The sequence below is a fragment of the Aeromonas diversa CDC 2478-85 genome, assembly GCF_000819805.1.
Lineage (GTDB): Bacteria > Pseudomonadota > Gammaproteobacteria > Enterobacterales > Aeromonadaceae > Aeromonas > Aeromonas diversa.
Genome location: NZ_CDCE01000035.1, coordinates 81,889 through 95,168 on the forward strand (window position 1 = coordinate 81,889; position 13,280 = coordinate 95,168).

The following is a 13,280-nucleotide window of genomic DNA, read 5'->3' on the forward strand; positions in this document are numbered from 1 at the left end:
CTTACCGCTTACCGCTTACCTCATATCCGCGATCCACCATATCCATGTTGTGCACCGTGCGTGGCAAGGGTCTGTATTGTGTCGGCGCGCTTGATACGAGGGGGGAAGCTGGCGGTTTCGCATCAGTGCCGGCACGCCTGGCTCGCCGGAGGGTCTGAGCAGATAGGGGCATCACATGCTCCAGGGGCGTGGCAGCGCAAAGTAAAAGGGCCACCGCTAAGTGGCCCTTCTCTTATGCCTCGATGGGTTCGGCGTGTTGGCCAGAGGGGGTCGGCTTGGGTGCTTTGAGTAACAACATCATGGCACTCGCCAGTAACAGAAATCCCCCCATCAGGAAGAAGATCTGGTTATAGGCCATGATGGAGGCATCGCGTTGCATGGTCTGGCTGAGCAGGGCTCGCGCCTGCTCGGCGGCCCCCACCGGGTCACCACTCTGGGATGCCAGGGTGCCGGCCGTCTGCTGTAGCCACAGCTGTCCCGCGATGCTGCTGGCGTCCAGAGTACTGGCGATGTAGGTCAGGTGAACGCGGCTCTCGTTGTCTAGCATGGTCGCTATGATGGCGATGCCGATGGCGCCACCGAGGTTGCGCAATACGTTGAGCAGGGTCGAGGAGCTGGGGATATCGCCCGGGGTCAGGCTGGCGGTAGCGACCATCGAAAGCGGGACCATGATGAAGGGTTGTCCCAGTGCCCGAATGATCAGGGAATCGGTGAGCTGAGGCCCGGCAAAATCGAGGCTCATGCCGGTGTTCATGAAACAGCTGATGGCGAACACCAGAAACCCGAAGCAGACCAGGTAGCGCGGATCTACGCTGCGCGTGAGTCTGGGCACCAGGGGCAGAACCAGCAACTGGGGTAACCCCATCCACATCAGTACCTTGCCTATCTCCAGCGCATTGTAGTTGTGGATCTGGGCCATATAGAGGGGCAAGACATAGATGGAGCCCATCAGAGCCATCCCCAGGATCAGATAGGCGAAACAAGCCAGGGCGAAGCGGCCATTTGCTAACAGGCGCAGGTTGACCAGAGGATGACGGCGCAGCAGCTGGCTGATGACAAAGAAGATCATGGCCACGGCCGAGATCAGGGCGAGGCGCAGGATAAAGCTAGAGCCGAACCACCCCTCGCGATTGCCTTCTTCCAGTACGACCTCCAGTAACCCTAGTCCGATCGCCATGGTGAGAATCCCCACCAGATCCACCCGCCGAATCACCTCCCAATCGACAGGAGTGCGATCGAGGCCGTGAGCGAGCATGGCCAGCACCAGCAGGCCAGGCGGTACGTTGAGGTAGAAGATGTAGTGCCAGGATAGCTGCTCGGTGAGCCATCCCCCCAGCGTCGGCCCGATGGCAGGGGCAAAGGTGGTGCAAAGACCAAACAGGGCCATGCCGGTGGCGCGTTTTTCCATCGGCAGCAGAGTCACGATCAGCGTGAAGGCCATGGGGATCAGCGCTCCGCCGGTGAATCCCTGCAGGGCGCGAAAGACGATCATGCTGGCCAGGTTCCAGCTGAAGGAGCAGAGCACAGAGGCGACGATGAACGCGGCCGTTGTCCAGATCAGGTAACGGCGCACGCTCAGCCCGCGGCTCAGCCAGCCGCTCAAGGGGATGGCGATCATCTCGGCGACCAGATAGGCGGTCGATATCCAGGAGCTCTCGCTCAGGGTGGCCGACAGGGCCCCCTGAATGTCCTTGAGGGAGGAGTTGGTGATCTGGATGTCGAGGATCGCCATAAAGGCGCCGAGCAGGCCGCCCAGTACGGCGATCCAGTGGCGACGGGATACCGGCTGACTCATTGACGGGCGGCCAGGTGGGTGGGGGCCTGTTCGACGTTGCGGGTGTCGACAGTGACCTCACTGGAGAGCCCGGGTAGTAGCTTACCAGCCAGCGCCCCCGGCTCAGGAATACGGATCTTGACCGGTACCCTCTGCACTATCTTGGTGAAGTTACCGGTGGCGTTTTCCGGCGGCAGCAGGGCGAACTTGGCGCCGGTGGCCGGGGATAGGCTGTCGATGATCCCCTCGACCGGTTGGTCCGGGTAGGCATCGAGACGCACCTCAACACGCTGACCGGGTGCCATATGAGCGAGCTGGGTCTCCTTGAAGTTGGCTTCTACCCACACCTCTTGCAGCGGAACCAAGCTGGCGACCTGCATGCCCGACTGCACATACATACCCTCACGCAGGGTACGGCGGCCGATGATGCCATCGGAGGGCGCCCGGAGCTCGGTGTAGTCGAGATCGAGACGAGCCTGGTCGAGCTTGGCACGGCTCTCTTCGATGCGAGCCTGGGCCTGTTGTCGCTGGGCATCGATCACCTGCAGATTATCCCGGGCGGCCTGCAACGCTGCTTCGGCCTCCACCAATTGAGCTTCGGCTACCTGACGGTTGGCACTCACTTCGTCCAGGCTGTCTTGGGAGCTGTAGTTGCGGGCCTTGAGCTGGGCGGTGCGGCTCTGTTGCTGACTGGCTCGGTGCAGCTCGGCTTTACCAGAAAGGACTCGGGCTTCGGCCTGGTGGATCAGGCTGAGTTGTTGGGTGCGCGTAGCAGAGAGGTTGGTGGCGCTTGCCTCGTTGAGTGCCAACTCCGCCTCGGCCATGGTGAGGCGGTGACGGTATTCCCTGTCATCAAGGCGAGCGATGATCTGGTTGGCCTTAACCTGCTGGTTATCGTCGACCAGCACCTCATGAACATATCCCGGCAGGCGTGAGGCGATGGCGGTGACATTACTCTGCAGGTAGGCGTTGTCGGTGCGCTCGAAATGGCGCCCATAACCGTACCAGTAGAGGGTAAAGGCGAGGCCTAGCAGGGCCAGGATGATGGCCGCCAGCAGGGGGATCTTTTTTTCTTTGCTCATGTCATTCTCCGTCGTGGAACGGGCAGGCTAGCATTGTCTTATTTTTAAGATTAGTGTGCCTAAATGAGAAAAAGCGTTGCACAGAGGAAACAATGGATCTGAACGCCGCTCAGATTTTTGCCGCCATAGTGGACAAGGGCTCCTTCACTGCCGCCGCCGCCGTGCTCGGCATGACCAAGGCAACGGTCAGCCGACGCATGGCCGAGTTGGAACGACACCTCGGAGTGCGATTGCTCTATCGCTCGACTCGTCAGTTGACGCTGAGCGAGGAGGGAGAGCAGTACTATCAGCGCTGTCGCACCGCGTTGGAGGTGATGGCAGAGGCTGAGTTGCAGATCAGTGCCTCCCAGCACCAGCCGACGGGGACCCTAAAAATGGCTGTTCCTATCGAGACTGGCCAGTTGGTGTTGGCCCGGGTTGTGGCTAATTTTTTGCAGACTTATCCGTCGCTTAATGTTGAGATGGAGCTGACTAACCGGGTCGTTGACCCCATCACGGAGGGGCTCGACTGTATCATTCGGATCGGTGAGAGTGACGATACCAGCCTGGTGAGCCGGCGGCTCTGGTTGACGGAGCGACTGCTTTGCGCCTCTCCTTCCTATCTTGCCCGGGTTGGTGTGCCCACCCATCCAGCCGAGTTGGATCAACACGAGCGGGTCTTCGTGCGCTCCTCTCTGCTCTCGTCTCGCTGGGTCTTCGAACATCGGGGTGAAAGGGTGCTGATCGAGCCAAAGTCCCGGTTTAGGGTCAATAATATTACCTGTGCTCGCGAAGCCGCGAAGGCGGGGTTGGCGCTCGCTTCTCTGCCCGCCATGCTCTGCCGGGAAGAGCTGGCCAGCGGGGCTCTGGTGCCCTTGTTATCCGAGTGGCGCCAGCCCCCGGTTCCTATCTATCTGTTGTGTCCGGAACGACGTTTCATGCCGCGCAAGTTGCGGATGTTTATCGACTATCTGATCGAGCATAGTGATGAATACGCCCTCGATCGTCTGATCTAAGGAGTGGTCATGGAGCAATGGATCAATCTCTATCGTGCCTCCCATGTGCTGGAGGCTCACGCCATCAAGGGGGCGCTGGAAGTGGAGGGTATCCGCGTTCGGCTCAATGGAGAGGGGCTTGGTGGTGCTCTGGGTGAGCTGCCGGTGGATTTGCTACAGGTAACGCTGATGGTGCCAGGTGAACAGCGACAGCAGGCGTCTCGGGTCATCGAGCGCTATCAGAAGCGGCAGGGGAATGGCTGGTTGTGTGGGCGCTGCGGCGAAGAGAATGGGGCCAACTTCGAGATCTGTTGGCGTTGCGGTAACGATCCCGAAGAGGAGTGATCGGGCCAGCGGCCCGATTCGTTTACTGGCGTGATCCTTCGTCCATCTCTTCACCGGCCTCGGGGTCGTGGTAGGTCGCCAGATCCAGCTCCCCTTTCTGGCGTGCGATCAGCACAGAGACCAGAATATCGCCGGAGACGTTGACGGCCGTTCGTGCCATATCGAGGAAGCGGTCGATGCCGGCAATGAGGGCTACGCCCTCCAGCGGCAGGCCCACCGAGGTGAGCACCAGGGTCAGGGTCATCAGGCCGGTGCCAGGGGTGCCTGCCGTTCCTATGCTGGCCAGCACGGCGATTACTATGATGGTCAGGTAGTCGATCAGCTGCAGATCGATACCGAACGCCTGGGCCACGAAGAGGGCCGTGACCCCCTGGTAGAGGGCGGTGCCATCCATGTTGATGGTGGCGCCGATGGGCAGCACTATGTCGGTCACCCGCTTGGACACCCCGAGCCGCGCCTCGGCACAGTGAGTGCTGACGGGCTGGGTGGCGGCGCTGGAGCTGCTGGTGAAGGCCACCGCCTGTGCATCCAGTATGCCGCGGAAGTAGTGCCAGGGATTGAGTCGGGCCAGCAACAGCAGCATGCCGCTGTAGACGCCGAGCACATGCAGCAGGCAGCCCAGATAGACGGCCCCGATCACCTTGAGCAGGGGAAGCATCAACGCCAGTTCGTATTGAGCCGCCAACCAGGCGGTGAGGGCGCATACCCCGTAGGGGGCCAGGTTCATCAGGACTTGCGTCAGCTTGTTCATCGCCTCAGCCAGTGAGGCAAACAGGCGCTGGGCCGGGATCCCCTGTCGGCCAATGGCATTGATGGCCAGCCCGAGGGCGACGGCAAACACCAGTACCTGTAATACCCTGCCTTCGGCCATCGCCTGCAGTGGATTGGTCGGAACCAACGCCACCAGCACTTGTTCCAGGGTGGGGTGGGGTTGGAGCGCATGGGGCAGGGCGTGTTGCAGTGCAATGCCGGTGCCCGGCTCGAGTACCCAGCCCATCAGCAGGCCAATACAGATGGCCAGGGTGGTGGAGGCGAGGTAGAGAAACGTGGCCTTGAGGCCGGTTTTGTCGAGATGGCGCCGTCCCAGGGTGCAGATACCGGTGATCACCGAACAGAAGATGAGGGGCAGCATCAACATCTTGATGGTGTTGACGAAGAGGGTGCCGAAGGGCTTGAGCAGCAGCGCCTGTTCCGGCATGCCCAGCCCCAGTGCGATGCCGGTCAGCATGCCGAGCAGGGTTTTTACCCAGAGGGGACGGCGAGTCCAGAGCCGCCAGGGGGCAAACACCATTCCTTGGAATTGCATGTGAGCCGGGGTCCTCTATCTAAGGATGGAAAAAAAGGGCGCCAGTGTAGCGACTGCCCGGTCGGGTTACCACATTATCGACAAAGCGTGCATCCCTACCAGAGGGCGGCGTGGAAATGCGCGCTTTTCTTGGCCTGCATCAAGGTGACGGGTCGGGCGGAAGGATTTAATGTTCATCTCATTTGTTGTTTTGTTGGAGAGAGACCATGTCCGCTTCGATTCACGGTCATGAGGTGATGCAGATGATGCTGGCCCGTGGCGACAGCTTTACCCGTGAGAGCCTGCGTCAGGCCATTGATGAGACCTTCGGCTGCGATGCCCGTTTTCACACCTGCAGTGCCGAGGGGATGGATGCGGATCAGTTGATCGCCTTCCTCGAGCGCAAGGGCAAGTTCGTGGCCGAGGGCGAAGGCTTTCAGACTCGCGCCGACCGGATCTGCAATCATTAATGGGGCGGGGCGAGTCACTGTCTCGCCCATTTCCTCGCCGATCTGCTATATTCCCCGCCTCATTCTGTCTACGTTGTTGGCCATGCCATGGATACTTTCTCCGCCGCCGTCATGCTGTTCCTGATCATGGACCCGCTCGGCAATCTTCCCGTCTTTCTCTCCATCCTGCGTCATATCGATCCCAAGCGTCGGCGTAAGGTGATGATCCGCGAGCTCCTCTTCTCGCTCGCCATCATGATGCTCTTCCTCTTCGTCGGGCAGCAGATCCTGACCTTCCTCAACCTGCGCCAGGAGGCGGTGAGCATTGCCGGGGGGATCATACTGTTCCTTATCGCCATCAAGATGATCTTCCCCGGGCCGGGGGGCGTGACAGGTTTGGCGGCCGGTGAGGAACCCTTCCTGGTGCCCATGGCGATCCCCATGATCGCCGGTCCCTCCATTCTGGCCTCCCTGTTACTGCTGGCCAATCAGGCGCCGGATCGCATGGCCGACTGGTCGTTGGCACTGTTCATGGCCTGGGCCGCCAGTGCGGTGATCCTGATGTTCTACGAGGTGTTCAACAAGTTGCTCGGTGAGCGTGGACTGACCGCCGTCGAGCGTCTGATGGGCATGTTGCTGGTGATGATCTCGGTGCAGATGCTGCTCGACGGGGTACACCACTATCTGTCGATGGTGAAGTGATCCTCATCGGGTCTTAGCTCGTTGGTGATCAGGGTGTGCAGGGTCTCGCGCAGCCAGCGGTGGCCGGGGTCCTGCTGTCGTCCCTGGTGCCAGACCAGCAGATGGGAGATGCTGTCGATGCGGATGGGCAGTGGCAGTGGCACCATGGGATAGACCTGGACCGCGTGGCGGGCATAGAGGCTGGAGACGGTGACGATCATGTCCGAGTGCATGCCCATGCGCAGTGCTGCCTCGAAGCTGGGAACCGTGGTGGCGATATGGCGTGATACCCCCATCTCCTGCAGGCGATCGTCCAGCATCCAGCGATCCCTCCCCTCACAAAACGTCTGCACATGGGGATAGTGGCTGAAGGCCTCTACCCCCCACTCCGCCAGTCCCAACAGGGGGTGATCCTGCCTGACCAGGCAGGTGAAGCCATCTTTTGCCAGCAGTCGCTGTTCTATGGTCGACGGCAGGGTGTCGATGCGCAGATCCGAGGTCAGACTGTTCTCTCGCACCGTGAAGGCCAGATCTATGCCCCCCTGAGCCATCTTGCCCAAGCTGCCCTCATCCCACTCCACGTAGCGCAGACGCACGCCAGGCGCCTGTTGGGTCAGCGTCTGCAGGTAGAGAGGCACAAACAGGGTGAAGGCGCTGTCCATGCTGGCGATGAGAAACTCCCGTTCCGTCGTGGCCGGGTCGAAACGGGGAGGATGCAACACGCCGTCGAGGTGGTGCAGCAGGGGGATGAGCTCCTGCTCCAGCTGCAGTGCTCTGGGGGTGGGTTCGAGGCCGTGGGAGGTACGCAGGAACAGGGGGTCGCCGAGGGTCTCTCTCAACCGGCTCAGGGCCTTGCTGACGGCCGACTGGCTCAAATGTAATCGTCTGGCCGCGCGGCTGCCGTTACGCTCTTCCAGCAAGACATGCAGTACGATAAGAAGATTGAGATCGAGGCGGTTGAGGAGTTCGAGTCGCATCCGGTCACGTCGGTGGCTTGTTACATGCCGGGGTTATAACACGAGTCGCTGCTGCGTGCCCCATGGCGGTGCCTTACCATTATCAAAGGTGTGGATTAATTGCATGAAGCCGCTCACAATTTACGCCCTGGTTGATGTTGACCAACACGGGTGGCCGTGCGATCTGTTACAACCTGTCTTGAGGCAACAAGGGACTCGGCGGCATTCACATTTGGCATACTCTGATCCTGTTGATCGTCGTTCTGCCGGTGTTGGGTAGCAAGGGATTGGCCGGAGACGGTATAGGCACTGCCACCCGCTATTTTCGTAAGGCGATGCGTGACCATGACGCATCCAAATTGATAGGAGTACACCATGTCGGTTGAAGAGAAAGTTCAGGAAACCTGTGATGCCTGCGGCTGCTATGCGGAGATTGGTACCATCATAGGGGAGGGCGACGACGTCCTGGATCTCGAGGTGTCTGCCGCGACTGAGGCCGAGGCCCGTGCCCGTCTGGCCGAGTATGCCACGCTGGCCCATCAGGTCAGTGCCGAGGCGGTGATCTCTGAGCAGATGCAGGCCGTGGCCGAAGGGGTGATCATCAAGGCTCGCATTCAATTCGGCTGTACTGCCGAGAAGCTTATCTTCGAGATGCGCGCACGCGTGCTCGGGTAATGGCTATGGTGGCAGGCGTGGCCTGCCACCTCGACCCTTAGGCTGTGGGTCCAGACACTTTGGTTGAAGCGGTGCTGGGGGCTAACCCCGGGCGCCACACCCAACATAAGGGGATGACATGCGGCTGTGGTTCGGTTTTTGTCTCTTTCTTCTCTCCCTCTCCCTCACCGCGGCGCCCCTCAAGCCGCTGGTCCTCTCCCAACCCGGCGATCTTGACCGTATCCTCGAGCAGAAGGTGCTGCGGGCCCTGGTGGTCTATGAGCGTGGCTTCTTCTTCCTGGACCGGGGGCAGCAGAAAGGGATCTTGGTCAATCAGTTGCAGGGGTTTGAGAGTTGGCTCAACCGAACCTATCTCGGCAGCGAGAAGGTCAAGCTTAAGGTCATCTACATCCCGGTACGCCAGGATCGTCTGCTCGACTATCTGGAAGAGGGGCGTGGCGATCTGGTGGTGGCCAATCTGACGGTGACCCAGGACAGGCGTGAGCGAGTCACCTTCTCGCGGCCTGTCATCGCTCCTCTCGAGGAGTGGATAGTGAGTGCCGATTCTCTGCCGGCCTTCACCCGCCTCACCCAGCTATCGGGGCGCCGGGTCTGGGTGCGGGCCAGCTCCAGTTATTTCGAGAGCCTCAGGCGCCTGAATCGTCTGTTCCGGGATCTCGGTCTGCCGCCTGTCTATGTCGAAACGGTGCCCGAATACTTGCAGGACGGCGATCTGCTGGAGATGGTCGCGGCCGGTCTCATTCCCCTGACGGTGACCGACAGCTTCAAGGGGCGTCCCTGGCTCGACTCGCTGTCCGGACTGAGGGCCCATCGTCTCATTCCGTTGCGGGATGGGGGTAATACCGCCTGGGCCCTACGCCCCGGGTCTCCCAAGTTGTTGGCCGCGGTTAACCGCTATCTGACCGAGGTGCCAAGGCGCCAGCTCTATAGCGATCTCACCCTGCGCCAGTATCTGCGTCAGAGCGAGACCCTCAGCAACATCTTGGCGCCCGATCGGGTCAGCCGCCTCAACCAGATCCGCCTGGTGTTGCAGAAATATGCCGATCGCTACGATCTCGACTGGTTGATGCTGGCGGCCATGGCCTACAAGGAGTCCGGGCTCGATCCGGCTGCCCGCTCCAGCGGAGGGGCTGTCGGCTTGCTGCAGCTACTGCCCAGCACCGGGAAGACGGTCAACATCACGGGGGCACGGCTCGCCTCATTGGAGGGCAACGTGGAAGCCGCTTGCCGCTACCTGCGGCTGATCCGGGATACCTATTTCAACGATGCCGGGCTCGATCGCCTCAACCGTCACCTGATGGTGCTGGCAGCCTACAATGCGGGGCCGAATCGCATTCAGCGCCTGCGTGGCAAGGCCGATGCTATGGGCATGGATGCCAACCAGTGGTTTGGTAACATGGATCAGCTGGTGGCCAACGAGGTGGGACAGATCCCCATCCACTATGTAGGCACCATCTACAAGTACTACATGGCGTATCGTTTCAGTCTGCAGCAGATAGAGGGTAAGCGGGCCGTGCTGCGGCGGCAGTCGGAGTCATGAGCACATCCTGGTGGCGGCTTGGGCGGCGGGCGACCCTGGCGCAGGCTGAAGAAGGCGAATTTGCCCTGCTCGCCGACCCTGAGCAGGCTCTGGCCTGGCGCTGCAGCCTGATCCGCACCGCCCGTCACGTCATCGAGGCCCAGTATTACAGCTGGGAGGAAGATGCCAGCGGCAAGTTGTTGCTGGCCGAACTGCTTGCCGCAGCGCGGCGCGGCGTCAAGGTGCGCCTGCTGATCGATGATCTGCACAGTGGGGACGCTCGATTTCTGCCGCTGTTGACCCATCAGCCCAACATTGAACTGCGTCGGTTCAACCCCTTTCGCTCCCGCTGCTGGCGCCCTCTCGCCCTGGTGCTTGAGGTGTTGCTGCGTTTTCGCCGCCTCAACCATCGCATGCATAACAAGTTGATGTTGGTGGATGGGCGGCAGGCGATCATGGGCGGCCGTAACGTGGGGGACCGCTATTTTGGTCTGTGCGAGCCCCCGGCCTTTATCGATCTCGATATCGTCTGCCGCGGGGCCCTCTGTGGTCAGCTGACCCGAGGGTTTGAGCGATTCTGGTGCAGCCGTTGGAGCCACCCCTGGCACCCGGAGGGGCTCGATAAGGATTCGGCGGCACGTTTGGCCTTTCTCGATGCCTATCTGCAGCCCGGTGTAGCCAGCCTCTATGGGATTCCCGACCCGCTGCTGGCCGAGCCACTGAGGTGGTGGGCGGGCCGGGGGAGCGCCCTGTTCGATGTGCCGGGGAAGGGGGTGATGCGCCATGGCCGCATCGCTCGCCTGATCGCTCGCGAGCTGACGCGCTCTCATGCCAGCCTGACGCTGGTCTCCCCCTATCTGGTGTTGCCACCGCCTTTCATGCGTCGGCTGCTGCGGCTCGCTCGTCGTGGGGTGGTCATCACCCTGCTCACGAATGCCCTGGGGACGACGGATGTGCCCTTGGTGCACGGTGCCTATGAGCGACAACGGGTTCGTCTGCGTCGGCATGGCATTCGGGTCTATGAATTGCGTGAAGAGTTGGGGCTTGGCCTGCATGCCAAGCTGGTGCTGGGAGAGCCCGGCTTGTTACTGCTGGGCAGTTTCAATCTGGATCCCCGCTCTCTCTATCTCAATACCGAGATCGCCCTGCGCATTGAGTGCCCGCCCTTACGGCAGGAACTGGCCAATTGGTGCGCCATCTGGCTGGCCCAGAGCGATGATAGTGAGTCGGCCCCCGTACTGGGTCGGTGGCGACGGGCTTGGCTATGGCTGATCGGACGGCTGCCCATTCAACGCTGGCTGTAACGGGCACATCTCTGAAAACGTTTGTGCGATATCTCGCAAAGGCCTGTGCGCCCAGGCTGGCACTGTACTACACAATTGTCTGGTCGTTTTTTTATCTATATGTTTTTGAAGACTTATTTGGTTATTACTCCGACTAGTTGAATAGTTTTCGCATATTTTGTCTTTATTTGTGCTTTTTTATACAGGTCGAGCCCCTAAGATTGACAGTGCAAGGACAACACGTCTCCCATGGAGCCGTGTGGCGCAATGTCCTGCCCACTCACGGCGTTGCCGGTGACGATGGCATCAGGGAGTGATGCCGATACCCTGGGGTAGCGGAACCATGGGGTGAGGGTCAAGGAGAGGGGGTAGACGGAACGCCAGAAATGGAACATGCCATTTGCATGGGGGTGATCAGCGATCACCCCCTTTTTTTGTCTCTTTACCGGGGGAGGGTGTGACAAGGCTGCGCCATCCCCTTGCTTCGGGTTATGATTCTCTTTCAGATCCGTGAAGTGGAGTGGTCGTGGGAATCCGTGCACAACAGAAAGAAAAGACCCGGCGCAGCCTGATCGAGGCGGCGTTTAACCAGCTGAGCAGTGATCGCAGCTTCTCCAATCTGAGTCTGCGTGAGGTGGCTCGCGAGGCCGGGATTGCCCCCACCTCCTTCTACCGGCACTTCCGCGATATGGAGGAGCTGGGTCTGACGCTGGTGGACGAGGGGGGATTGACCCTGCGTCAACTGATGCGCCAGGCGCGTCAGCGCATCGCCGGGGGAGGCAGCGTGATCCGCACCTCGGTGCAGACCTTCATGGAATTTGTCGAAAACAATCCCAACGTATTTCGGCTGTTGCTACGCGAGCGTTCCGGCACCTCGCCGGCGTTTCGTCAGGCGGTGGCGCGTGAGATCCAGCACTTCATCGCCGAGCTAACCGACTATCTGGAGGCCACCTCGGGGCGAAGCCGCGAAGAGGCCTACATCCAGGCCGAGGCGATTGTCACCATCGTCTTCAGTGCTGGCGCCGATGCCCTGGATCTGACCCGGGAAGAGTGCCGCTCCTTGAGCGAGCGAGTCATCACTCAGTTGCGGATTATCGCAGCCGGTGCCGAAGCCTACCAATCGCGCCCATCTCTCAGAGGAGAAGGAGAATCTAATGAGTGAGCACCACCTGCCAGCCAAAGTCCCCTTGATCCTGGCACTGTTAATCGGGGTCTGCGGTGATGCGACCCTCTCCATGCTCGGTAATGAGGTGGTGCCCTTCTCCCTCTACCCGGTGATCGCATTGGTGCTGGCGGCGCGGCAGCTCTATCACTACTACGCCACGGTTCCCATGGAGGGAAATCTGCCGCTGTGCACCCTGCTCAGCTTTCTCATCGGAATCTTCGGGCATACCGCCTGGCTGAGGGTGGTTTACCCCGAGCTGGGCAGTAACTTCTTCTCGCTCATCGTCATGCTGTTGCTGCTGGCCTGGCTCTCCATCAAGCTGGGGATCATGGCCGGACGCGATCAATAAGAAGGCCCGGCGCAAGACCGGGCCTGGAGACTAGCTGGCGCGCTCGGCGATCTGCCTGAGTTGCTCGCGGATCCTGCCGGTCGCAAAGACCCCGAACAAGACGATTTGCCAATATTCGCTGCGGCTGACGGCAAAGTGAGGCGCACAGGCGCGCCGAATCATGCCGGCCTGGGCCCAGTGCATCAGCAGTACCACCAGGCCACAAGGTGGCAGCAGGGTGTTGAGCCGTTCGGGGAGTAAGCCTGCCAGGGCTGCCCCGACGCCGAGCCAGAACAGCAGGACAATTCCCCTCGCCAACAGATTAAGCAACATCTTCATGGGTTTCCCTCTGATAGAGCTGGTAGCAGACCTGCCCGGCCTGCTTGTCTTTGATCAGGTGCCAGGTGACTGGCAGTGAAGGCGGTTCCGCCTCTTTCTCCCGCTCCAGATAGATAAGTGCCCCGTCCGCCAGCCAGCCGTTCTGCTCCAGCAGGGTGCAGACGGTGGGGAGCAGGTCTTTGCGGAAGGGAGGATCGAGGAAGACCAGATCGAAGGGGCGGGCCGGACCTTGCAACCAGCTCACCGCATCGGTCTCGATCACTTCGGCTGCCGATGAGCCGAGCAGGGCGACATTGCGGCGCAGCTGGTCGGCGGCGCCGCGATCGCGCTCGATCAGGGTGACCTGGCGGGCATAGCGGGAGAGCGCCTCAAAGCCGAGCCCCCCGCTGCCGGCGAAGAGATCCAGGCAGCGCGTCTCGCGCACA

At 60.8% G+C, this 13,280-nt stretch carries 15 protein-coding genes; 9 read left to right on the forward strand and 6 right to left on the reverse strand.

The features are described 5' to 3' along the window. Positions 1-232: 232 nt before the first annotated feature. Together BN1121_RS16510 and BN1121_RS16515 are read right to left on the reverse strand one after the other, a co-directional pair. Positions 233-1,795 carry a DHA2 family efflux MFS transporter permease subunit gene (locus tag BN1121_RS16510; RefSeq protein WP_005363374.1) on the reverse strand — a complete coding sequence of 521 codons (1,563 nt, stop codon included), beginning with the start codon at positions 1,793-1,795 and terminating at the stop codon, positions 233-235. Beyond that, complete coding sequence (locus BN1121_RS16515) at positions 1,792-2,856, reverse strand: HlyD family secretion protein (RefSeq protein WP_005363377.1); 1,065 nt, start codon at positions 2,854-2,856, stop codon at positions 1,792-1,794. Before BN1121_RS16515 ends, BN1121_RS16510 begins: the two co-directional genes overlap by 4 nt. A 92-nt stretch (positions 2,857-2,948) precedes the next feature. Here BN1121_RS16515 and BN1121_RS16520 point away from each other — a divergent pair, with 92 nt between their 5' ends. Together BN1121_RS16520 and BN1121_RS16525 are read left to right on the forward strand one after the other, a co-directional pair. Beyond that, positions 2,949-3,851 (forward strand): LysR family transcriptional regulator, encoded by a 903-nt coding sequence (locus BN1121_RS16520; RefSeq protein WP_005363380.1) that lies wholly within the window; start codon positions 2,949-2,951, stop codon positions 3,849-3,851. 9 nt (positions 3,852-3,860) lie between these two features. Beyond that, the gene (locus tag BN1121_RS16525) at positions 3,861-4,175 is read left to right on the forward strand and encodes a putative signal transducing protein (protein WP_005363381.1); all 315 of its coding nucleotides are present in this window, start codon (positions 3,861-3,863) and stop codon (positions 4,173-4,175) included. A 22-nt stretch (positions 4,176-4,197) separates the two neighbouring features. Here BN1121_RS16525 and BN1121_RS16530 read toward each other — a convergent pair whose 3' ends face one another. After that, complete coding sequence (locus BN1121_RS16530; protein WP_005363384.1) at positions 4,198-5,481, reverse strand: dicarboxylate/amino acid:cation symporter; 1,284 nt, start codon at positions 5,479-5,481, stop codon at positions 4,198-4,200. A 206-nt stretch (positions 5,482-5,687) separates the two neighbouring features. Here BN1121_RS16530 and BN1121_RS16535 point away from each other — a divergent pair, with 206 nt between their 5' ends. Together BN1121_RS16535 and BN1121_RS16540 are read left to right on the forward strand one after the other, a co-directional pair. Beyond that, on the forward strand, positions 5,688-5,930 hold the full coding sequence (locus BN1121_RS16535; RefSeq protein WP_005363387.1) for a YecH family metal-binding protein: 243 nt from the start codon (positions 5,688-5,690) through the stop codon (positions 5,928-5,930). An 87-nt stretch (positions 5,931-6,017) separates the two neighbouring features. Continuing rightward, positions 6,018-6,611 carry a YhgN family NAAT transporter gene (locus BN1121_RS16540; RefSeq protein WP_005363391.1) on the forward strand — a complete coding sequence of 198 codons (594 nt, stop codon included), beginning with the start codon at positions 6,018-6,020 and terminating at the stop codon, positions 6,609-6,611. Here the strand turns inward: BN1121_RS16540 and BN1121_RS16545 are convergent. Beyond that, positions 6,590-7,567 (reverse strand): LysR substrate-binding domain-containing protein, encoded by a 978-nt coding sequence (locus BN1121_RS16545; protein ID WP_043598113.1) that lies wholly within the window; start codon positions 7,565-7,567, stop codon positions 6,590-6,592. The genes BN1121_RS16540 and BN1121_RS16545 overlap by 22 nt on opposite strands. Positions 7,568-7,921: 354 nt before the next feature. Between BN1121_RS16545 and BN1121_RS16550 the strand changes: the two genes are divergently transcribed. The 5 genes from BN1121_RS16550 (at position 7,922) to BN1121_RS16570 (ending at position 12,537) form a co-directional block, all read left to right on the forward strand. After that, on the forward strand, positions 7,922-8,221 hold the full coding sequence (locus BN1121_RS16550; protein WP_005363473.1) for a DUF406 family protein: 300 nt from the start codon (positions 7,922-7,924) through the stop codon (positions 8,219-8,221). A gap of 118 nt (positions 8,222-8,339) precedes the next feature. Then, entirely contained in the window at positions 8,340-9,761 is a 1,422-nt protein-coding gene (locus BN1121_RS16555) for an MltF family protein (RefSeq protein WP_005363476.1), read from the forward strand. After that, on the forward strand, positions 9,758-11,044 hold the full coding sequence (locus tag BN1121_RS16560) for a phospholipase D family protein (RefSeq protein WP_005363479.1): 1,287 nt from the start codon (positions 9,758-9,760) through the stop codon (positions 11,042-11,044). Before BN1121_RS16555 ends, BN1121_RS16560 begins: the two co-directional genes overlap by 4 nt. Positions 11,045-11,549: 505 nt before the next feature. Next, on the forward strand, positions 11,550-12,185 hold the full coding sequence (gene fabR, locus BN1121_RS16565; RefSeq protein WP_005363483.1) for an HTH-type transcriptional repressor FabR: 636 nt from the start codon (positions 11,550-11,552) through the stop codon (positions 12,183-12,185). After that, a complete protein-coding gene (locus BN1121_RS16570) occupies positions 12,178-12,537 on the forward strand; it encodes a YijD family membrane protein (protein ID WP_005363487.1) in 360 nt (119 codons plus the stop codon). The genes fabR and BN1121_RS16570 overlap by 8 nt, the downstream gene beginning before the upstream one ends. Positions 12,538-12,567: 30 nt before the next feature. On the opposite strand, the gene BN1121_RS16575 is transcribed toward BN1121_RS16570, so the two are convergent. Together BN1121_RS16575 and rsmD are read right to left on the reverse strand one after the other, a co-directional pair. Then, positions 12,568-12,855 (reverse strand): DUF1145 domain-containing protein, encoded by a 288-nt coding sequence (locus BN1121_RS16575; RefSeq protein ID WP_043158317.1) that lies wholly within the window; start codon positions 12,853-12,855, stop codon positions 12,568-12,570. Next, positions 12,839-13,280: 16S rRNA (guanine(966)-N(2))-methyltransferase RsmD (rsmD, locus tag BN1121_RS16580; RefSeq protein ID WP_082038253.1), on the reverse strand; the 442-nt coding region annotated here is incomplete at its 5' end. The genes rsmD and BN1121_RS16575, both read right to left, overlap by 17 nt.